This is a genomic window from Methylobacterium sp. 10 (genome assembly GCF_000519085.1).
GTDB lineage: Bacteria > Pseudomonadota > Alphaproteobacteria > Rhizobiales > Beijerinckiaceae > Methylobacterium.
The window spans coordinates 1515308-1535711 of sequence record NZ_KI912577.1 but is presented as its reverse complement, the minus strand read 5'-3'; the positions used below and the strand labels follow the sequence as shown (position 1 = coordinate 1535711).

At 59.3% G+C, this 20404-nt stretch carries 17 protein-coding genes and 3 pseudogenes; 7 read left to right on the top strand and 13 right to left on the bottom strand.

The annotated features are described in order from the left end of the window. Positions 1 to 28: 28 nt before the first annotated feature. Positions 29 to 467 (bottom strand): annotated as a pseudogene (locus K368_RS25900) (helix-turn-helix domain-containing protein); the annotation flags it as partial. Between K368_RS25900 and K368_RS26530 the strand changes: the two are divergent. Beyond that, positions 444 to 809 carry a hypothetical protein gene (locus K368_RS26530; protein ID WP_155935043.1) on the top strand — a complete coding sequence of 122 codons (366 nt, stop codon included), beginning with the start codon at positions 444 to 446 and terminating at the stop codon, positions 807 to 809. The pseudogene K368_RS25900 and the gene K368_RS26530 sit on opposite strands and share 24 nt — an antisense overlap. A 44-nt stretch (positions 810 to 853) precedes the next feature. On the opposite strand, the gene K368_RS24145 is transcribed toward K368_RS26530, so the two are convergent. Together K368_RS24145 and K368_RS0107000 are read right to left on the bottom strand one after the other, a co-directional pair. Beyond that, a complete protein-coding gene (locus K368_RS24145) occupies positions 854 to 1582 on the bottom strand; it encodes an SDR family NAD(P)-dependent oxidoreductase (RefSeq protein WP_036266044.1) in 729 nt (242 codons plus the stop codon). Further along, positions 1579 to 2214 (bottom strand): DUF938 domain-containing protein, encoded by a 636-nt coding sequence (locus tag K368_RS0107000; protein ID WP_027171766.1) that lies wholly within the window; start codon positions 2212 to 2214, stop codon positions 1579 to 1581. The genes K368_RS24145 and K368_RS0107000 overlap by 4 nt, the downstream gene beginning before the upstream one ends. A gap of 312 nt (positions 2215 to 2526) precedes the next feature. Here K368_RS0107000 and K368_RS24140 point away from each other — a divergent pair. Both K368_RS24140 and K368_RS0106990 read left to right on the top strand, forming a co-directional pair. After that, a pseudogene (locus K368_RS24140) lies at positions 2527 to 3115 on the top strand (IS3 family transposase); the annotation flags it as partial. 630 nt (positions 3116 to 3745) lie between these two features. Then, positions 3746 to 3997 (top strand): hypothetical protein, encoded by a 252-nt coding sequence (locus tag K368_RS0106990; RefSeq protein ID WP_027171765.1) that lies wholly within the window; start codon positions 3746 to 3748, stop codon positions 3995 to 3997. A gap of 293 nt (positions 3998 to 4290) precedes the next feature. On the opposite strand, the gene K368_RS25890 is transcribed toward K368_RS0106990, so the two are convergent. The 5 genes from K368_RS25890 to K368_RS0106965 form a co-directional block, all read right to left on the bottom strand. After that, positions 4291 to 4893: a DUF2147 domain-containing protein gene (locus K368_RS25890; protein WP_348625544.1), complete on the bottom strand. Its 603-nt coding sequence runs from the start codon at positions 4891 to 4893 to the stop codon at positions 4291 to 4293. Positions 4894 to 5038: 145 nt separating this feature from the next. After that, complete coding sequence (locus K368_RS0106980) at positions 5039 to 5659, bottom strand: TetR/AcrR family transcriptional regulator (protein ID WP_027171763.1); 621 nt, start codon at positions 5657 to 5659, stop codon at positions 5039 to 5041. Between the two features lie 862 nt (positions 5660 to 6521). Further along, the gene (gene lpxD / locus K368_RS24135; RefSeq protein ID WP_051439793.1) at positions 6522 to 7601 is read right to left on the bottom strand and encodes a UDP-3-O-(3-hydroxymyristoyl)glucosamine N-acyltransferase; all 1080 of its coding nucleotides are present in this window, start codon (positions 7599 to 7601) and stop codon (positions 6522 to 6524) included. Between the two features lie 1207 nt (positions 7602 to 8808). After that, positions 8809 to 10014, bottom strand: a complete 1206-nt coding sequence (locus tag K368_RS25885) for an adenylate/guanylate cyclase domain-containing protein (protein WP_081739523.1) — start codon at positions 10012 to 10014, stop codon at positions 8809 to 8811. 156 nt (positions 10015 to 10170) lie between these two features. Continuing rightward, positions 10171 to 10995: a DUF3313 domain-containing protein gene (locus K368_RS0106965; protein WP_348625528.1), complete on the bottom strand. Its 825-nt coding sequence runs from the start codon at positions 10993 to 10995 to the stop codon at positions 10171 to 10173. An 851-nt stretch (positions 10996 to 11846) separates the two neighbouring features. Between K368_RS0106965 and K368_RS0106955 the strand changes: the two genes are divergently transcribed. The 3 genes and pseudogenes from K368_RS0106955 (at position 11847) to K368_RS0106940 (ending at position 13314) form a co-directional block, all read left to right on the top strand. Next, positions 11847 to 12050, top strand: coding sequence for a hypothetical protein (locus tag K368_RS0106955; protein WP_155935042.1), 204 nt, complete (start codon positions 11847 to 11849; stop codon positions 12048 to 12050). A 91-nt stretch (positions 12051 to 12141) separates the two neighbouring features. Continuing rightward, a pseudogene (locus tag K368_RS24130) lies at positions 12142 to 12790 on the top strand (integrase core domain-containing protein). Positions 12791 to 12861: 71 nt separating this feature from the next. Next, a complete protein-coding gene (locus K368_RS0106940) occupies positions 12862 to 13314 on the top strand; it encodes a hypothetical protein (protein ID WP_027171758.1) in 453 nt (150 codons plus the stop codon). A gap of 1165 nt (positions 13315 to 14479) precedes the next feature. On the opposite strand, the gene K368_RS0106930 is transcribed toward K368_RS0106940, so the two are convergent. From K368_RS0106930 to K368_RS24120, 5 genes are all read right to left on the bottom strand, one after another. Beyond that, complete coding sequence (locus K368_RS0106930) at positions 14480 to 15502, bottom strand: alpha/beta hydrolase (RefSeq protein ID WP_027171757.1); 1023 nt, start codon at positions 15500 to 15502, stop codon at positions 14480 to 14482. Positions 15503 to 15858: 356 nt separating this feature from the next. Continuing rightward, a complete protein-coding gene (locus K368_RS24125; RefSeq protein ID WP_036266043.1) occupies positions 15859 to 16764 on the bottom strand; it encodes a sigma-70 family RNA polymerase sigma factor in 906 nt (301 codons plus the stop codon). Next, the gene (locus K368_RS0106920) at positions 16751 to 17215 is read right to left on the bottom strand and encodes a carboxymuconolactone decarboxylase family protein (protein WP_027171756.1); all 465 of its coding nucleotides are present in this window, start codon (positions 17213 to 17215) and stop codon (positions 16751 to 16753) included. Before K368_RS0106920 ends, K368_RS24125 begins: the two co-directional genes overlap by 14 nt. A gap of 125 nt (positions 17216 to 17340) precedes the next feature. Further along, positions 17341 to 17757, bottom strand: coding sequence for a cupin domain-containing protein (locus tag K368_RS0106915; RefSeq protein WP_036266042.1), 417 nt, complete (start codon positions 17755 to 17757; stop codon positions 17341 to 17343). Between the two features lie 717 nt (positions 17758 to 18474). Next, positions 18475 to 19404: a LysR family transcriptional regulator gene (locus K368_RS24120; RefSeq protein WP_036266041.1), complete on the bottom strand. Its 930-nt coding sequence runs from the start codon at positions 19402 to 19404 to the stop codon at positions 18475 to 18477. Positions 19405 to 19507: 103 nt separating this feature from the next. On the opposite strand from K368_RS24120, the gene K368_RS0106905 reads away from it, so the two are divergent. Next, a complete protein-coding gene (locus K368_RS0106905) occupies positions 19508 to 20233 on the top strand; it encodes an SDR family oxidoreductase (protein WP_027171754.1) in 726 nt (241 codons plus the stop codon). Positions 20234 to 20404: the final 171 nt, after the last annotated feature.

Below are 20404 nucleotides of genomic sequence, written 5' to 3'. Positions count from 1 at the left end.
CTTTCCCATGGTCCGAGTTGGAAGCTCTTCAACCGAAGCGTCCGACGCTTCCGAGGATCCTGTCACCGGGTTTGGTCCAGACGAAGGGCTTCGGGGCAGCGTTGATCTGAGCAATGTTGGCATGGATCGCAGCTTCGAGATCGTCTGTTTGCTCGAGGACACCGCGTCACAGGCGTTGTCGGATCGTCGAGCCATGGCGCGCGTCGACCAATGGGTGACGTTCTTCGGCTGGCTCTCCAAGTGAGGGTGATCATCCCTTCGATCGCTGTGCCCTCAAGGGTGCGCGGCGCACCGGAGCGAGGAAGATCGACGAGGCCGTCGAGGCGATGGGGGAGGAAACGGGCGCGCTATGTCGTGACGCTCATCCGGCTGAGGCCGAGATCACGGACAATGCTGCTGTTGGTTGGTCTTGGCTCGGTGCACGCCAGCACGATGCCGACACGGTGAGCCAGCGCCTGACCGACATTGTGGAACACTATGAATTCAATCATATCGCGCTTGGCCGCATCCTCTTCATCGATCCGGCTTTGGTGACGAGGATCCGGGCCGGGAACACTGATCCATTGAAGGGCTTTAACGTGTCGGCCTTTTTTAACTGGGCTGAGACAGCAACGTGGGGCCGTTCGAAGGACAGAACGCCCGATCTTTACTGCAGTGGCGACCGCACACTCCCTCGATATGTCCGCTTTGGCCAAGTGACTCAAGCGACCTCTGCGACGAATTTGGGTAAAGAAAAGAACGTCCACTTCAAGGCACGTGTCCAACTTTCGCTCTTGGCGCATGTCGTCAGCGATCCCAGCTCCGAATGATCGCATGGCTTCGCCCCAGGTATCCGTTCGGGCCGAAACCGCGCTCAGGCGGGGATCGGCGAGCCATCCCAAGCGAAGACGCCGCCGGTGTCGTCCGCGCCCAGGCCGTTCAGTACGAGCAAGAGATGCGCCGCACTCTCTTCGGGTGAGAAGACGCCGTCGGCAGTCGGGTCCGGTCGGAAGGGCCGCGACAGGCCGGAGGCGACCGTGCCGGGATGCAGGCCCACGACGATCGCTTCCGGTCGGCTGCGGGCGACCTCGATCGCGAGCGTTCGCAGAATCTGGTTCAGCGCCGACTTCGAGGCGCGGTAGGCGTACCACCCGCCGAGTCGGTTGTCGCTGATCGATCCGACCCGCGCCGACAGGGCCGCGAACACGCATCGCCCCCGCGGCGCCAGCAGGGGCACGAAATGCTTGGCGACGAGCGCGGGGCCGATCGTGTTGACCGCGAAAACGGTGGCCATCGTGGCGGGGTCGAGCGCTCTGACCGTCTTCTCGGGCGAAACGCCCGTCTGGTGAAGAAGGCCGGTGGCGACGATGACCAGACCCACCGGTCCGGCTTCGCCGACCCTGGCCGCCGCCGCCGCAATCGTCGCCTCGTCGCTCAGGTCGATCGAAAGGGTTCGGACGCCCTTCGGGACTGACGCCCCCGAGCGTGAGAGCGCAAAGATTGGCACGTGGGCCGCACGCTCGGCGAGCGCGCGGACCAAGGCCCCGCCGATGCCGCCGGACGCACCGACGACAACCGCGCTGGTCGGGCGCGAGGGGGTCAAGGTGCGGCCTCCCTGTCGACGGCGGATCCTCGGCGTCCTCGGTGAAAGATCAGACTGAGGTTGTTGGCCGGCATCGTGATGCGCTCCGCCAGATGCAGATCGTGCGCTTTTGCGGCAGCCACGACCGCCTCGATCTTGCGGACCCCCCAGGAGGCATTCCTCGCGCGCAGGCTGTCGTCGAACGCGGCGTTGCTCGGCGCGGTGTGCGCACCTTTCTCTCGGAAAGGACCGTAAAGGTAGAGCACACCACCCTCAGCGAGGGTCGTTTCCGCGCCAGCCATCAGCCCGATGGTCGCATCCCAGGGTGCGATGTGGATCATGTTGATCGCGACGACTGCGTCCACCCGCGCCACCGGCCACGGCTGATGGGTCGCGTCGATCGCCAACGGCGACCGGATGTTCGCCAGCCCGGCGGCACGGGCATGGGCAACGATGCTGCGACGGGCCGCTTCATCGGGATCGCTTGGCTGCCAGTCGAGCGCGGGCAGCGCACGGGCGAAATGGACGACGTGCTCGCCCGATCCGCTCGCGATCTCGAGCACGAGGCCGCTGGGCGAGAGGACGCGTTCGAGGATTTCGGCGATCGGGGCGGCGTTGCGGGCCGCGGCCGACGAGAACAGGGCATCGGGCATGGGGCAGTTGTAAGGGCGGTCGATGCCGAGTGCATGCCCTTTCGTGGCGGCACGCCTGATCCGAGGCAACGACGCAGTTTTAGTTCATGCGCGGAGCTACGGGGCGGACGGATCGCGGTGAGATGCTGATGGCTCCTCAAACGGAGTTTCATCATGCTCCGACCAGTGACACCACCGGTCGACCGTGGAACCTCGGCCGCCTCGTCGGCCCCAAGCCGCCGTTTAAGCCCAAGCACATCTGGGGTTATCTGGCCCCCTGCCGGTTTCGTGGACACCGAGATTGGGTGTTTCCTGAAGCCGGGGGTGGCGTATGTCCGTGCAAGACCGCGCCGGCGTGGATTGCCGAAGGATGACGGGCAGCGCTCGACCATCGCGCCGAACGCGCTCGACCGAGAGTCCCATGCCGAGCAGCCGAACCAACGCTGGATCGCCGACTTCACTTACGTCTGGACGGAAGAGGGTTGGCTTTACGTCGCTGCCGTCATCGACCTGTTCTCCCGCCGTCTGGTCGGCGGGTCGATGAAGCCCGAGATGACGGCGCAGTTCGTCACCGACGCGCTCATCATGGTGATCTGGCGCAGGGGCAAGCCTGACGCCCGGCTTCACCACTCGGACCAGGGCAGCCAATATACGAGCGAGCAGCTCCAGAAGTTGATGGCCGACAATGGCGTCACCTGTTCGATGAGCCGGTCTGGCAACGTCTGGGACAATGCCGCCATGGAGAGCCTGTTCTCGTCGCTCAAAAATCGAACGGATCAGGGGCAAGGTCTACCGCACGCGTGACGAGGCGCGGGCCGATGTGTTCGACTGCATTGAGAGGTTCTACAATGCCGTCCGCCGACACTCGACCATCGGCGATGTTAGCCCCGTTGAATACGAGCGGAAGGTGAGATTAGCTTAACTGTGCGTCCGCAGAACCGGCAGCAGGCCAGATCGCTCGACGGAGCGCATCAGTCATTGTGGCGCTTCCGTAAAAAAACTTGGCCCATAGCGCGTCCCTCCACTAAAACGTGAAGGGTGGGATACCTTCCGGTGGGTGGTCCTGACTGGGGAACGACGCGCATCCGACACGAGGGCATGAACGATAAGCTTCGGCACCCCGGCGGGCGCCATCCTCCTTTTGACGCGATACAGATCAGGCGCACCGCCTCTCATTCTCGATGAACTTTTCGATACATCCTGCACACGACCCAGCCAGCCGTATTGGAGTAGGGATTCTACGCCGCCACAAGGCAACCTTGAAACTGGCTAAAACGTCAACGATGCCCCCCTTACAGAAACAGCATCGCATAACCCTAGGCAAATCACCCGCTACCTTGGTTTTGGAAGCGGATCATGGCACCCAGGATCATCATTTGCATCGCATTCCAGCTAAATAAATAAATCAATCCGGATAATAATATTAGCCCCAATATTCACTACATCCGCTTAGGAACTTTTCGAACGTAACGTATAACTGAATTATTATGTAGAATATGTTCTTTTCTGCCGGCGCAAGTGACAGACAATTCTGGCATTTTTAATTGCGATCATGGACGACGCCGACGATCTCTCCGGTTCGGGAAACGCTGACAAGAACCTCCTCGTCGTCTCGGGAAGCATTGACCAAGAAGCGAGGACCGACATCTACGACGTTTATTATTTGAAACCCACGCCGTTGGAGAATGCTTATGACATCATTCGGACCCATGTTGCCGCAGCTCTGGCTCCAAGTGTCGTACGACCGGTGGCGCTCGTTCCAGTCTTGAATGAGATCGGCTTCCGGGCCGCCATCGACGAATGATCGTCCAGACGTGCGATCTCTGTCTACGACAATTTGTGAGATGGCAGGGCTGACTACAATGCAAACGATCAGTGCCGCCATGCCCAATCCCATTGCTATCGGTCTCATGGATGCGAGCTCCGTTCCAACTGTCGATCAATGGTGTTGCGTGAGGAGCGACCGGTCGATCTGCGACGAGAGGGGGGCGCTTCCGCGCCGACCGACCGGTGCCAACCGCGAGCCTGATTTCAAGGCTGCGCGGATCTGGAATGCTCTGGTCGAGGCCGTGATGGAGAGAGCTGTCTCAGCGCAGATCAGCGGCTAGGTGCAGACGTCGACACAGACCCGGCGTCCCTTCGGGGGGCAATGCTGGCCGTTGTCGCGGGATGCTTTGGTGCCCATTCTCGATCCGCGCGCGGCCCGTTCACATCGTCCGTGGGCCCCTGTAATTGTCCGGGCAGGACATCCGCCACTCTCTTCCAAGTCTGTTTACCGCACAGGACAGCAAGCATGCAGCCTTCAACCGAGAGCTCGCCTACCTTTTCGCTCCATATGGTGACGTCGTATTGCTTGCCGTTGTCGGCATTGTAGATCTTGCCGGTGTAGCGGTTGTCCTCGCTCGGCGTTAGCCCCATTATCATTTGGTGCCCGAGCACTGGCCGGGCTTGCTTCCTTGGATCAGGATTCTCCGCGTCACTGCGAGGTTTTCCCTTCTCGGAACCCATTTTTGGAACCCAGACGACGTAGCCGCACAAATTCTTTTCCTGGGGTCCGCAACGTTCCGTACGCACTCGCGCGCGCCCATCTTCGGTGAGCCAGGTTCCGATGGGCTCAGCAGCCTCAGCAACGCTTGGCCCGACCACATAGAAGGTAGTCGCAGCGATTAGGACAGTCGTTACGAGACGAGGAGGAATCATGATCATTGCTCGAATTCTCCATTCGATTAGGGTAGCCGTCCGCTAGCCCGCGATCCGCATCGGAACGGGGAGCTTCAAAGCAGGGTGCTCTGGTTTAAAGTCGGCGGCTCCGCGGAATCCGGGCGGGGCGACCTTTTGGTAGAGCCTAACGCCAGGGTTCGATCGGCAGACGTCCGGCGAGCCCCGCGTCGAGAAGGGCGTGGAGTTGGGCGACGGCAGGGGCGGGATCGTAATCGGGCAGAACAGCCCGATTGACGATGATGCCCTTCAGCAACCCAACAATCGCCTCGTAGAGCGCCTCCGGGTCGCAATGCGGGGATGTTGCAAGTGAAGTCAGGGTATCGATGAACCAAGCCGCGTTCTGCGTCTCGCGCTCTTGCATGATGGCGCCGATCTCGGGATTGCGCGTGGCCTCGGACCAGAGCTCGACCCGGAGGATGGTGGCCTCGCGCGGAATCTCGAGATGGTAGTAGGCGATGATGCTCATCAAGGCCGCGCGCTTGTCGCCTGCCGCTTCCAGACCGGCTATGCGATCCGTGGCGCGGCGGCGTTCGCGCTCGGCCATCGATAGTAGCACCGCTTCCTTCGAGACGAAGTAGCGGTAGATATTCGGCGAACTCATCGACGCTTCGCGGGCGAGATCCTGCATGGTCGAGCGATGGTACCCGTTGCGCACGAAGCAGGTCTCCGCCGCATCCAAGATCTGGTCCTGACGCGCTGTGAAGGCAGGAGGCGTCTTGGTCGCGTTACTAGCGAGAGCGCTCATCATCGTTCCATCATCATTGCACGCACAGACCGCCGCGCAGTGGGCATGCCGTATGCGACCTTTTCCCAACCGCAAGACGTACGCCGAGTTTAAGAGAACTGGCACGCCAGAAACACAAGTCGCATCATAGTGATTGGTCATTATCATGTCACGGTGCCTCTTCGACGCGCAGTTCATGTCAGTCGATCGCCTCGACGCTTCATGCGGCCCTTGGTTCGAGGAAAAAGGCCGGAGGAGGTACCCTCAGCGCGGCGCGGCATTCGAGAGCACATTACAGCTTGGTAGTACGGCTAGTTGGACGCTGCGGCCTCTAACGTAGAGCGACAATAGTGAATGATCATTATTATTTCAATTGATGATGGTACTATCCACGATATTACGTCCGATGCTTTCACTTTAGTGACACCCTCAAGATGCGGTGGCGACGCACCTCAATCGCTTCCGCCACGGAGAAAATCACCTTCGGTAAGACCATGCTTGCGCCAGGCGTAATTTAGAGCCGCCGCCACAGATCGATGTAATATATATATAGCGCAAGTGGCGCGATGATAAGCACCCATATAAGCAAAGCCTGCATCAGTGGCATAATATCACTCCATTTGATAGATAACTCTATTATGGTTTTAGCGAGTTTAAACTGTAACACGCAGTCATTTGATGCATCTTATTCGCTGGTTTTTGTTCTGTTATTTTAGGTATAATCTGTACCGTTGCAGTCCTCCAGGAGTCAACCTAAGGAATACTAGGCTGCCGGGGCATGTAAGACCAAAGGCGGATAGTGCGACGACGAGGTTTGAAGTCAGAACTGACATGGAAAACTCCAAGGGAGCGTTGGACGTCGCCAACTGGGATAGCGGCGGCCTCAAACTTTCGAGTCGGGGCCAGACGAGGCCCACCATTCAACTTCATGGGAAGCGGCGGAACGCTCCGCGAGCTTTGTGAGGGTCATCTGCTCGCGGAACCAAGTTCGGATTGGCTTGGCCGGCATCCCGCCCCAACGCTCGCCGGCAGGGACATCCCGCATCAGCTTTGAGGCTGCGGCGAGTTGGGCGCCGCGACCGATAATCAGGTGACCTGCGATAGCGCTTTGGCCGCCGACCACTACGCCGTCCTCAAGAACGGTCGAGCCGGCGATGCCGACTTGAGCGACAATGATGCAGTGGCACCCGATCCGTACGTTGTGGGCTATCTGGACTAGATTATCGATCTTCGTCCCGTTTCCTATCAAGGTATCGCGCCCGCTGCCGCGGTCGACCGTCGTATTCGCGCCGATCTCGACGTCGCTCCCGATGACGACGCGACCGAGTTGGGGAACCTTAAAGTGGCCTTTGGCGCCCATTGCGAAGCCAAAGCCGTCTTGGCCGACGCGGACCCCAGGATGAATGATCGTCCGGCTGCCAATATCGCTTCGCACGATCGTGGTTCCAGCACCGATGGAGCAGTCTTGACCGATACTAACGTCGGGTCCGATCACAGAATGAGCCCCGACCGTGGTCCCGGCCCCTATGGTCACGCGGTCGCCAATGACCACGGTCGGATCGAGGAGGACACCAGGCTCGATACGGGCGCCGGTATGGATGAGCCCGTCCGTCCGATCTCCGGCCCTTGCGAGATGCGGCTTGGGCCGCATAAGGTCCGGATGAAGCCTGGATAGCATTATAGCGTAGGCCATAGGCGGATCCTTCACCACGATGGCCACCGTTTGCGGGGGCACCAAGTCGGCGAAACGATCGGAGACAATGCATGCGCCTGCGCGGGTTCTGCGCAGCGGAGCTGCGTACCGATGGTCGTCCATGTAAGCGAGATTCCAGGGTTCTGCGGTCTCCAGGCTGGCTCCGCCACGTAGCGTCAGGTCCGGATTGGCGCTGGCCGGGAACGGCACGCCTGCCGCCTTAGTCAGGTCTTTCAAGCGTAGGGCGATCGGTTCGTTGAGGGCATTCATGACGCGTACGCCTCGATCTTCTATGGGAATCGTTTCGCGCGCCGACGCTATCGCTCGGACATGCGGCAAGCTTCGAGCACGGCATTTGCAGGTGAATTAGAGATTTAAAAAATTAAATCCCCAATGGGCTGCGCAAAACCGACATTCAACTCGCTGTAGCGAATGAAAATTTGTAAGCTTACAGCGCGTGGATTGGCTCAATCGAACATGTCGTAATTTCAACGACCTGTGAGCGATCTTTACGGTCCGGTTTTCGGCTCTGGAGCGCACTGAAGCGCGTGATGCCCTTAGCGATTCATTATAGCGGCCCCGCCGCATTGGATCGAACACGGGAGGGCACCTGGGCAGTCGCGAACGTAGGTACGAGGCGCTCTGGATCATTCCGCAGAAGCGAGAACACGAACATGTCAGCGATCCGGCTTCCGATGAAGGGCTCGGCCCGCCTGAGCGGCTCAGCTATCGTGAGACTGCAGACGGCTACAGCCACCAATGCAAAAAAGTAGGCGAGCCGCCTAACGTAAGGGGTAGGCATTTGGCGAGCCAAATGTTCTTGCGAAGTGCCTGAAAAAGTCTTCGATGATTTTTCGATCGGAGCCGGATTTACTATGGACATTGCAACGTCCTCCATCACTTACGACGCATCCGGAACTTGCGAATTGCTACAACAGATGCGCCCTGCGGTTAGCTTCGGCGATCAGTCCACCACGGTAAGCGCCCCCCCACGACACCTAACAAAGATAGTGAATGGTCATTATCGTGTCAATGAAACCGCACTGTAAAAATTTCAGATGTAGAAGTGCCACGCATGGGATGTGTTTTAGAACACAAGAGTGCGAATGATCCCGGGAGCCCATTTATGGCCGACCCGTCCGTTCATGTCGCACCAAATCCCTAAAGCAGCACCATGCCACTTTAGAGCGGGTACAGTTCTAGAACTTTGTTCTAACGCAATCTATTCCACTGAACCGGCATCCACTTTGGCGGAAAGCGCTCTTATTTATGGTATTCTAGATTTGAGTTGCCATTTTGTCTTGCTCGACCGTTAGACTGCATCTGAGCCCGTCATTAGGTGTGGCGAGCCCACGTCAGCGCTCTTCTATCAAGTCGCGAATGTTTTGATCAAAGCTCTTTGTCGCCCGCATGACATCAATAGCGACAATTCACGGCGTAATAAATTGAAATAATACGGGATGAAGCTCAAATAAGTTTATTCCAGGGCCGGCCCTGGTAAAGTCCATACCTGCTGAGTACACTCCAATCCTCGCAGGGAGAAACGTCCGACGGAGAGAAAGTCTCGGCCGCATCTTCCAACAAAGCTGTCGGACAGAAGCAGGCTATGCCCAGTGTCCTCGCAAAGTCTTTCAATACGGCTTGCTTCATTTACCGCCGGGCCGATGACCGTAAAATCCAGCCGCCGGCTTGTCCCAACATTTCCGTAGACCACGCGTCCAAAGTGAAGAACCAAATCGGCGTGTAGCGCAGGCTGGTCGAATAGCAGTCGACGTTGGTTTAAGGCGCGATTGCGCTGCATAGCTGATGTGGCAGCAGTAAGGGCCTTCTCGCAGACCCCGCAGGGAATTTCGGTCGTTTCATGGGCCGGAAAAATAGCCAGGAATCCATCACCGAGGAATTTCAGGATCTCTCCGCCATACTCCGCGACCGGTTCGCCCAAAGCCTCAAAATGCTCGTCGAGCCACTCCACGACCCGTTGCGGATCCTCCCGCTCAGACAATGCGGTGAACGCCCTCAGATCAACGAGGAGTAGCGCAGCCGAGATGGTTTTGCCCTCACCACGCCGGCTTTGACCATTCAAAACCCGCATGGCCGTTTGTGGCCCAAGATAGGATGTTAAGGTTTGCCGCAGCGTCCTCGATAAACTGAGCTTGCTAATCACCAATGCGAGGGCTGGCAGTACCTCGTCGAAGGCGGCCAATCCAGCATCCGAGAATCCGGTTGGGCAGTCACTTGCAAGGGCGATACCGACGCCGATCAGAGCAGTGCCCGGCGCAAAATCAACGACATGCAGAACGTAATCTGTAATTCCTTCCGACCGTAGCTTTTGCAAGAGAGGGAAGGCTTGCAAGCTTTCCGCTCCGTTGAGACGCCAGCGGCGGAAGCGCCGCCCATCCGCGAGCAGGGAATGTATGGGACCGAGCTTGAAGACAGACTCCCGGTCTTGACCGCTCCCATCCTGTTCCAAGACCATCTTCTCGCCGCGGCGCCACGTGGCGTTAATGCCGCGCGTTCCCGGCTCAATTGTCCGAATAGCCATGCTCAACCACGCTAGGGACAATCCAGCCGCGGTAAGCGCTGTGCAACATTCATCGATCAGGCGTGCGCCGTCATCCGTAGCCGTGGCTTGCTCGATGAGTCGCTTGCTTATGTCGCGCACTGGGTCGATAGGACAATACATGTGAGGCCGATTTTTCCAAGCAGGCAAATGACAGTGGGCAACTATCGTCGTCAGCCGTCCATCCCGATTATTTAGGGAATCTAGATGTCGGTCCCAAGCCAAACTCAGACGAAATGAGCGAGATCGCCGGTCGTCACGGAGTCTCAACCTGACACGCTAAGATCTAAGGTTCGCGGCGAACTCTTCGGCGCCCTTTTCGATCCCATTCTTCGAAGCATCGAGCGGCCTGACGCTAGCAGCGATGTTCATCGGGCTGGGGTACTGCTTAGAGACGTAGGCCTTTAGTAGTTTGTTGGTTGCAGCGTCGAAGATCTCAACGGCGTAAATAATTGACCCTGTCATGCTACCCTCTTTTCCTCGAACCGTCTGCACGCCGTTGTATATACCGCCTGCGATGTCGACTCGGGATAAGGTGCCGAGAACCGGCGTGTTGGCCTTGGCTCCTGTCAAGGTCAGGCGCACCCTAAGGGTGCCTGGTGCGCGCTTGCTGGCAATTTGGAAGCTTGCGCGAGCCTTCTCTTCGAATTGTTCCTGCATATACGCAGCGAGCTCCGCCTTGTCAGCGTCGCTGAGATCACCGAACTGCTGGTCCGCCCCCCTATAGATCGACACGCGGTCAAATAAGATACTATTGTATCTCTGCCAATTTACATGAGAGTTATAGCTATAAGGCACTCGGCCCGATACGTTTTCTGAGTCAGCACGCATAACGCCGCTAGATTCCAGGCCCGTATACTTTACCGGCTCGTAGGTGTTGCATCCTGTAACAGCGCCGACCAGAGCCAGTATGGTGAGTGACTTTAACGGTCGCATCCAGTACATCGTCGTTCCAATTCTATCTAAGGAGACTTGGCGACTCTCATAAGACTTTCCGGTCAGCGGTCGCACGAGCAGGCTTGCTGCGGTCACGTCACGGCCGTTGGCAGTTAGCCCCTCTCCGATTGTGCCAAACAGGAGTCGCCAAGCCCTGATAATGATCATTCACTATCGGGTCAAGGATGCGACTATGCTGCGAGCCAGCTGGATTGAATGGCTTGGGCATTTCGTGCGGCAGGAGGATGGATCGAGACGCGGCTTGTGGATCGGTGTCGAAGCATGGTTCATCCGCGCATTGATAAATTACGCGGCCAGATTAAGTTGGAAGCAGAGAGTATAATTTTGGTTTTCGTTCTTCCGAAATGACGTGGCCGGCTGCATGCGCGACGCCTTTTGAGAAGGACTGTCGAGAAGGGTGTCGGGGTATCCGACGCAAATCCCAGGAAGAACACACCAGGACGAAAGCTCCAGCGCCGTCGCGCTCGAGCCGGAGTTCGGGTCCCTTCCGCTCCCTTCGAACTCAGGAAAACATCATGACCATCACCGTGCCCACCGGCGCGCAGGCCTCCGCATGCCCACCAGCCTCGCAAGAAGGACTGGGGGCCTTGCTGAAGTTTCCGCCCCGCAGGGTCAAACCGGGCATACGCGGCCTCCTGTCGGGGCTCGATCCTCTCCAGTCGAGTTGGGCCATGTCTTCCTGCGCGAGGAATGACTCACCTCCCTGTCCGAGGAATGGGAAGTAGAGCCGGGCTTGATCCGACCGGGGGAACAAGTCCCCATCCGCATTGCTGTCGAGCATGACGTGAAACTCGGATTCCGTCTCGTTATCTCCATCTGCGATAATCCCAGCCCTGCTCAGGCTTCCGCAGACGCGGATCTGCGCAGGCGTTTGCAGGAAGGGGGGCTGTGGCGACCGGCCCAGGCGCCTGGAAAAGCTGCGCCAACTCTACGCCCTCACCCCCAGGGCCGGGACGGGCCATTGGGCGTCACTCGCGCCACGGCTCAGAGAGTTGGACGTGAACCGCATCGTCTTTCTGTCCGAGCGACCGGTCGACTTCGGCGATGTCGCGGATGTCCTCCTCGCACTGCAGGATGCCAAGGAGTTCGTGCACTGGACCGGTGCGGACGCCGTCCTCGTCGCCACGGGCGACCGCGACGTCGGCTCCCGGATCTTCAGCGACCCGGACGTGGTGGAGGCTGCTTGCGGTCTAGGTGTTTGATCCCGCGGTGTGGTGGTACCGTTGAGCACCATTCTGCGAGGGATGCGCTATGGGCTAGGTTCTCCATGGAAGCGCCACTACGACGGAGGCAATCCGTCGCGCGATCCAGTTACGTGAAGAGAGCGTAAGGGCGCTGGCCCGGCGTTACGGCGTCAGTCCGACGATGGTGCAGAAGTGGCGTAAGCGGGTAACGACGGCAGACGCCCGGATGGGCCCCAAGGAGCCGCGCTCCACCGTCCTCACGGTCGAGGAGGAGGCGATCATTGTCGCGTTCCGCCGGCACGCACTGCTCCCGCTCGACGATTGCCTCCAAGGTCTACAGCCAACGATCCCGCACCTGATTCGGTCCTCGCCGCATCCATACTGTCCTGACAGACAATGGCATTCAGTTCACGTCACGCCAGCGGGGTATCTACGATAGCCAGCATATCTTTGATCGTGTCTGCGACGAACATGGCATCGACCACCGCCTAACCAAGGTGAGCCATCCTTTGACCAATGGGCAAGTCGAGCGAATGAACCGCACGGTCAAGGACGCAACGGTAAAACGCTACCCTTACGACAGCCATGACCAACTCCGAGCGCACCTGCATCTGTTCGTCGATGCCTACAACCATGCCCGCAGGCTCAAGACTCTGCGCGGCCTGACACCCACCGAGTTCATCCTCAACGCCTGGACGAAAGAGCCCGATCGCTTCGGGATCGACCCGTCACAGCTCAGCCTGGGACCATACACCTAGTGTGACGCGAGACGGCATCTCGACCCGCATCGTCCACCGTTGGTAAGAGCCGATCGTGGGAGTGCACGCCGATGCAGCTTGAGAGCGCGCCAAACACCATCCAGGTTCTCGCGATCCCGCACATGTTCGATCCCACACGGGATCGCGTGAAGCTCACTGTTCTACCGGGCCAGTCGATCGCCGAGATGGTGGACGAGACGCTACCAGCCGCGCGCTCGCTCGGATCTGGCTACGTCCGGGTGACGATCGACGGTCATGTTGTTGAAGCCCAGAACTGGCACCGCGTCCGCGCCAAGGCCGGGATGCATGTCCTTATTCGAATCGTCCCCCAAGGCGACGCTTTAAAGAGCGTGCTCACCATCGCCCTGACGGTGGCGGCTGTCGCCGCAGGGCAATACTACGCCCTCGGCCTGTTGGAAGCGCTGAGCATCGGAGCCGGCGTGGCGACGGAGGCGGCAGCGGCGGCAGCGATCACTAGTCCGATCCTGCCGGACGGGCGGCTGCTATCGGGTGCCAAACTTTAATCACATGTCTTTTGATCACCATCGAAATACATCGATGATTCAGTTGCCCCCAAAAACAGATCTGTTGCGAATTTATCTCTAACGAGTTTTACCAGGCGAAATTTGTGACGGCGCACTAAGTGTCGGCTGCCGGCTAAAATCCGACAGTCTCGACAGCGAATATGACACCCCCCAACCCCAACCACCAATGCGCCAATAATCGCAATCGTTTGCCAAGTTGTTGAAATATTCGATATTTTGCCTGATATTTTTATAAATTCTGTCTGAGATGCCTTTTTGTCTGTCAAAACGTCCATATTATCATATCGAGCGTCAATTTTATCTAACAGCCTCTGATGATTGTTGTCAATTTAATGTAATACAAAATCAAAATCGACCTTCAACACGCGCATGCTTAATTTCCGAATACGATTTTATATTACTAATTAACTTAGATAAATATTTCAACTCAAGACCAACACTTCTTTGACCCGCCCCAAGGATGTTGATTCGCTGTCTCAGCTCGTCAATTGTACCAGAGCCGCCAGAGCCCCCCCCCCCGGCAGCAGGAGCGGGAGCAGGAGGTTCGGCATTGTTTGCAATTTGCGAGAGGCGAGCCTCCCCATCGACATCGCGTCTTACCGACGGGGACGTCATTATTCGAATCTCGAGAGTACGATCCTCGGTGACACTTAGGTGACACCGAACAATCTAGACTAAAAAAAACACGCTAAGTCATTGAATTTGTTGGCGCGCCAGACAGAGTGAAAATGCGAACGTATATGTCATTGTCCTACAACGATAAAACTCTGGCATCGCACACCCAGTCCCTTCATATACGGGTTATTTCTCGGTTGTCGTGGACGACCGTGCGATAGCCTGTCTGCTAAGTGAACGTTTCTAAGCACAAGACATTGACGGGATTCGAAAGCGTAGCCAGTTGCGATTGCTGCCCGAGCGGACCGCAACTCGAGCTCGCGCGGACGGGGAATACTGACGCCCTTCGGAAGATAGGAAAGACTGCTTTCAGACTGGCTGCCGAAATCGGGATGACCGGCTTGGGTGGAATGTAGAACGGCAGTTTCGGAGGTTCGGCAGGCCTAAGCAGTCATTGCTACGCCATAATCGATAGCGCTCGGGTAGGCGCGCGAAGGCACCTGCTAAGGACAATAAAGCTTACGTTTGATCAGAGCCGGTCCACATCGAGGATGGCATTCACGAAGGCATCCGGCGCTTCTTGCGGTAGATTGTGACCGATCCCACCCGTCACGAGACGATGAGCGTACGGGCCCGTGAACTTGCTCGCATATGATACAGGATCCGGATGGGGAGCACCATTCGCATCGCCTTCCAGCGTGATCGTCGGCACACCGATGGTCGGGGTGGCAGCGAGCCGCTGCTCATCAGCATCGAAGCGCGCCTCTCCCTCGGCAAGCCCGAGACGCCAACGGTAGTTATGGATCACAACCGCGACGTGGTCGGGATTATCAAAGGCCCGGACGCTTTGATCGAACGTCGCATCATCGAAGGTCCATTTTGGGGAGGCAAGCCGCCAGATGAGCTTGGCGAAGCCGTTCCTGTTCTTATCGTAACCACGGCGGCCGCGCTCGGTTGCGAAATAGAACTGGTACCACCAGGCCAGCTCGGCCTCGGGCGGCAACGGCATTCGTCCGGCCTCCTGGCTGCCGATCAGGTAGCCGCTGACAGACACCATCGCTTTGCATCGCTCAGGGTGGAGTGCGGCGATGATGTTTGCCGTCCGCGCTCCCCAGTCGAACCCGCCGAGAAGCGCTTTCTGGATGCCAAGGGCGTCCATCAGGTCCACGATATCGGCCGCGAGGGCTGCGGGCTGGCCATTGCGCAGCGTGCCGGTCGCGAGGAAGCGCGTTGCCCCAAAGCCTCGCAGGTGGGGAACGACGACTCTGTAGCCCGCCGTGGCAAGCTGCGGCGCCACTTCAGCGAAAGCGTGAATGTCGTACGGCCATCCGTGTAGGAGGAGCACCGGCTTTCCGTCGGCTGGCCCCATCTCGACGTAGGCGACGGACAGCGGGCCGGCCTCGATCCGGCTTTCGGGACCGAAGGCACCCCCTCGCGCCACGAACGAAGCCTGAGCACAGGCCGGTTGTGTGCCTCCAAGCTGGGACGCGGCGAGGGTCGTGGCCGCCAAGCCCAGGAGCAGACGGCGGTGTTCGTTAGGAAGGGCAGTCATGATGGCTCCTGAGTTTGTGTCGAGGTAGGGGCGTCGTGACAGAGTGGGCCCGCACTCGAAGGTGACAGACACCGCTATGTCCCCGCGGGCGGCCTGGAATAGGAATAAGTGAGATGCGCCTCCTCGGTGAAGCTTCATGCGAGCTCTGAAACGAGCTCCAGGAAGCTAACGAGAAGCAGGGAGACGAAAAAGCAGGCTCTCTCCGCTAAAGTTAACGATATCTGTCATTTTGGTTTCAGATAAAATCAGACAGACAGGCAGAAAAGCCCAAGCAACTGATGTATATCTACGGCAGGCTGGCGTTGGGTGGTTCACCGCGTTTCCGCTTTAATGATAGCAATTCCTGAACTCGAACATCAATGTGGTCGAGTCTGGCCGTTCTGAAAAGGCACCAGTCTCTGCGCGATATGGCGGAGCTTGTCGGGGTTACGGGTGATGTAGATGCTCGTGATCTGTCCATTCTCGATGGCAAGCGCCGTGGTTTGGAGGATCTCACCCCGCTCACGGCTGATGTATCCCGGCAGGCCATCGATCCATGCCGGCTCAATCATGGTCGCCCATTCCGAGCCGAGCTTGCGGCGAAGACCCTTGAACAGCCGTAGGATACGCGCCGGCCCGACGATCGGCTTCAGGAAGGCTGACACCTTGCCACCGCCATCGGCCCTGAGCACGACCGTCTCCGACAGCATGGCCTGAAGAGCGGCAACATCGCCGCTAGTAGATGCGGCGAAGAAGGCGCGAGCGATCCTGTCACCCTCCTCCCGTTCCACCGGATAGCGGGGGCGGGCTGATTGGACGTGACGACGGGCTCGGACAGCAAGTTGCCGGGCGGAAGCCGGCTCGCGGTCCAGCGTTGCCGCCACCTCGTCGAGTGGTAAGCCGAAGACGTCGTGCAGGAGGAACGCGGCGCGTTCCAGGGGCGACAGCCGTTCGAGGGCCATCATAAGCGTCAGCGTTAGATCATCTTCATCCACTCCGTTCTGCGCGATGTCGATGATCGGCTCGGGAAGCCAGGAGCCAACATAAGTCTCGCGACGAGCGCGAGCCGACTTCATCTCGTCGAGGCAAAGCCGCGTAACGATGCGAGACAGGAACGCTTCCGGATTGTTTACCCGGCTCCTGTCACTGCCATGCCAGCGCAGCCAGGCATTCTGAACGATGTCTTCGGCTTCGGCTTTCGAGCTAAGCATCCGGTAGGCGAGACGCACCAGCCGCGGCCGGAGCGCCTCGAAAAGCTCGATCCCATCGTCAGGCTGCGGCACGGGGTGCTTCCACGGGGTGAGATGCACGAAAGCCGACCTGCAGGCGGTTCCAGACGTTGATCGTGCCGATGGCAAACGTCAGGTTGACCTGCTCGACCTCTGTGAACTGGGACTTGAATAACTCGTAGTCCGCGTCCGGTGCTCCCGTCTCAGAGATCCGGGTCAACGCTTCCGTCCATGCCAAAGCCGCCCGCTCCCGGTCTGTGTAGAGCGACGACTCCCGCCAAGCACTCAGCATGTACAGGCGCATCTCGGTTTCGCCATGGGAGCGAAGGTCGGTCACATGCATGTGGATGCAGAACGCGCATCCGTTGATCTGCGAGGCCCGGAGCTTCACCAGTTCAAGTAGGCTATGCTCCAAGCCACTTGCATTGAGGGTGGTTTCCAGCGTCATGATGGCCTTGACTGCTTCGGGCGCAAGCTTGAAGGGGTTCTTTACGCGAGGTGTCATTGTCTGTGTCCTTGTTGAAGGTGCAGGCTCCATCACAAGACGAGACCGCATCGTCGATTGTGACATCGTGCGAAAAAAGTTTGGGAGGTCGGCTGGCGTACCGCGATGAGGTCACGCTCGTTGGATCAGCGGGCGGTGACCGTCGTCAGTTCGGTTTCGTTGGAGTCGACCACGAACACGGCCAGGAGCTTCATTGGCTGGGTGTCGCTGGCATTAGCGCTGATGCCATGGCGGTCGCCGGGCATTTCGGAGAAGTTCTCGCCCGCCTTGTAGATCTTGATCGGACCGTCGTTCACTTGGCTGCGCAGAGCGCCTTCGAGCACGGTCGCGTAAATGAAGGCCGACTTTGGATGGGTGTGGGCCGGCGACGACTGTCCAGTCGCATATTCAACGAGAACGCCCTTCATGCTCTTGCCGGGCACGTTCGGCAGCGGCTGATCGAAGACAATGGAAACCTTGGATCCGCCTCTAGTTAAATCGTGCGCTGAGGCGCTTGCGACGCATGCTGCAACGATGGCCGCAGATATGATACGGTGCGTCAATACTGTAGTCACGGCTCATTCTCCTCTTCATAGGAGCAGGCACGGCGGCTAACGCTACATCGTCGTGCATGCTTGAATACAAGACGAGAAGACACCGCGTAGAAGTGACATCTGCGGGGAGAATTTTTCGTCCCTCAAAGGCTCAGCGGGGGATGGAGTGAAACACACCAGCTTGGTTTCGCAGTCGCAACCCCAGAGCCTTCTCCGCGCAGGCATCCGCAATGCAGTGCTCGGGAGCCTGCGCAGGCCGCAAAAGGCTGCTTCCGGATCGCTTAAGGCGTGCTCCTTACGGCCGACTCGGGTCGGGACCCGCCCGTCCGCTCTACGACCGGGATGGGTGCAGGCTGTGTAAAAACGTCGGTTTTTCGCTACGCCGGAGTGCAATCCCCCATGACGGACTGAGAAACATAGCCCGGATGGCCACGACAGCGACTTTTGAGGGCTTTCTAAGGAAATTCTTTTACTTGCATCGACACGAGACGCGTTTTCACACAGCCTCGGTGGCTAGCGGACCCAGCCATGGGGACTCTCCGTCTGACTTCATCCACTAAAACCTCCAGCCTCCTCGCGGCGGCCTTGCTTTGGGCCAAACCGGCTGAGGGGAATACCGGCCCGACGCTATCGGAGGACAGCCGCCCGACGCGGTCGTAAGGAGGTTAGAAGACTGGAACTCGTCTCTGCTGCGGACATGCCAGTGGAAGAGCGTCGGCGAGCAGATCAGGGGACGCTGGTCGGCCGCGAGGTCTCGTCCTTGACGAAATTCACGAAGGCCCGCAGCGGCGCGGGCATGAACCTGTTCGAGAAATAAAGCTGCGGTCCCTCGAACCGAGTCCACCAGTCAGGAAGGACCGGCCGGAGCGCGCCCGTGCCCAGCAACGGTTGCAGCCAGTTCTCGAACGTCACGATGATGCCGTGACCCCGACAGGCCATCTCGACTCCCGCAGCGGCGGCATCGACGCCGATAATGAGACGACCGGGCGGATCGACGGAAACCACGACGCCGTTCTTCTCGAAGCTCCAAGCCACGAGCATCCCGCTGGAGAAGCGCAACCTTATGCAGTCGTGTCGGAGCAGGTCGTTCGGATTGAGTGGCGTGTCGCGGGCGTCGAGATAGGAAGGGGCGGCGGCGGCCGCGATCCTCTGGAACCGTGGTCCAATCGGCACCGCGATCATGTCCTGCGCCAAGTGCTCGCCATAGCGGATCCCAGCATCGCAACCCACGGCCGCGATATCGACGAGCCGGTCCTCTACGACGAGTTCGACCCTGACCTCGGGGTTGGCGAGGAGGAATCGGTCAAGCAGCGGCGGCAGGATATCGACCATCACCGCGCCGGTCACGTTGAGGCGTAGGAGACCCCGCACCCTGCTTTGGGAACTCGCCGCATCCTGAAGAGCGGCCCGCGCCTCGCCCAGGACCGGCAGGAGGCGATCCGCCAGCACACGTCCGACCTCGGTCGGCACCACGCTGCGCGTAGTCCGGATCAGGAGGGGGGCCCCAAGGCGGGTCTCCAGCGAGACGATCCTCTCGCTCACCGTCGAGGGCGACAGACCCAGCCTCTTGGCCGCAGCACGGAACCCTCCCGTCTCGCAAACCGCAAGGAAGACGGAGAGACCGTCGAGGTTCACGCCCTCGTCATTGTTCGCCATTCCGATCAGTCCGTCCGGTTCCGGTTGGATTATCAGGCATGACAGGACGGCGCTACGAGGAATGCCGCGGCGCGCATGTGCCCGTTCCACCGGAGTAGACCCCATGACCGGAAAGACCGTCCTTATCACCGGCGCCAACAGGAGCATCGGCTTCGAGACCGCTCGCCAACTCGGGCGGTTGGGATACCGCGTCTGGCTCGGAAGCCGCGACGATGCCCGCGGCAGGCAAGCCGCTGAGCGGTTGCGGGAGGAAGGGCATGACGTGCGGAGCCTGCCGATCGACGTCATCAGCGACGTCAGCGTGAGGGAGGCGGTTCTCTCGATCGGGAAGGAACACGGCGGCCTCGACGTGCTGATCAACAACGCCGGCGTTCTCGGGGCCCCACCGGTGAAGCCGAGCGAGCAACGGATCGACGACATCCGTGCCGTCTACGAGACGAACGTGTTCGGCTCGATCCGGGTGACCCAGGCCTTCCTGCCGTTGTTGAAGGCCTCGGAGGACGCCAGCGTCATCATGGTCAGCAGCGGCCTGGGCTCGTTAGGCTGGCTGTCCGATCCGGCGAACCCGTTCCACGGGGTCAACGTGCTCGGCTACAACAGCTCGAAGACTGCCCTCAACGCCGTGACCTTGTCGTTCGCCAAGGAGTTCGCCCCGCTGGGCATCCGGGTCAACGCGGCCGATCCGGGATACACTGCGACCGACTTCAACGGTCATACCGGCTACCGGACGGTCGAGCAGGCTGCGGCCGGGATCGTCTGGCTCGCCGAGACCGACAAGGCCGGTCCGACAGGCTCCTTCTTCTTCGAACAGGAGGTCGTGCCCTGGTAGCGGTCACGATGCACCCGCTCGACGCTTTAGGTACTGTATCGACGGACCGGATTTCGACGCGCGGGGCTCGAGCTGACGCATCCCTCCGTCGACGCAGCGTTCGGCGACCGTGATGAAGCTGGCCTCGTCGCTCAGGCGGCCAGGGAACGCTACTTTTCTATGGCGTTGCGG

Bases quoted from the DNA above. Each gene is read 5' to 3' on its own strand.
- K368_RS0107000 (WP_027171766.1), bottom strand. From the start codon at position 2,214: ATGCCCGATGCCCTGTTCTCGTCGGCCGCGGCCCGCAACGCCGCCCCG.
- K368_RS0106990 (WP_027171765.1), top strand. From the start codon at position 3,746: ATGGACGACGCCGACGATCTCTCCGGTTCGGGAAACGCTGACAAGAAC.
- K368_RS25890 (WP_348625544.1), bottom strand. From the start codon at position 4,893: ATGATTCCTCCTCGTCTCGTAACGACTGTCCTAATCGCTGCGACTACC.
- K368_RS0106980 (WP_027171763.1), bottom strand. From the start codon at position 5,659: ATGAGCGCTCTCGCTAGTAACGCGACCAAGACGCCTCCTGCCTTCACA.
- lpxD (WP_051439793.1), bottom strand. From the start codon at position 7,601: ATGAATGCCCTCAACGAACCGATCGCCCTACGCTTGAAAGACCTGACT.
- K368_RS25885 (WP_081739523.1), bottom strand. From the start codon at position 10,014: ATGTATTGTCCTATCGACCCAGTGCGCGACATAAGCAAGCGACTCATC.
- K368_RS0106965 (WP_348625528.1), bottom strand. From the start codon at position 10,995: ATGATCATTATCAGGGCTTGGCGACTCCTGTTTGGCACAATCGGAGAG.
- K368_RS0106940 (WP_027171758.1), top strand. From the start codon at position 12,862: ATGCAGCTTGAGAGCGCGCCAAACACCATCCAGGTTCTCGCGATCCCG.
- K368_RS0106930 (WP_027171757.1), bottom strand. From the start codon at position 15,502: ATGACTGCCCTTCCTAACGAACACCGCCGTCTGCTCCTGGGCTTGGCG.
- K368_RS0106920 (WP_027171756.1), bottom strand. From the start codon at position 17,215: ATGACACCTCGCGTAAAGAACCCCTTCAAGCTTGCGCCCGAAGCAGTC.
- K368_RS24120 (WP_036266041.1), bottom strand. From the start codon at position 19,404: ATGGCGAACAATGACGAGGGCGTGAACCTCGACGGTCTCTCCGTCTTC.
- K368_RS0106905 (WP_027171754.1), top strand. From the start codon at position 19,508: ATGACCGGAAAGACCGTCCTTATCACCGGCGCCAACAGGAGCATCGGC.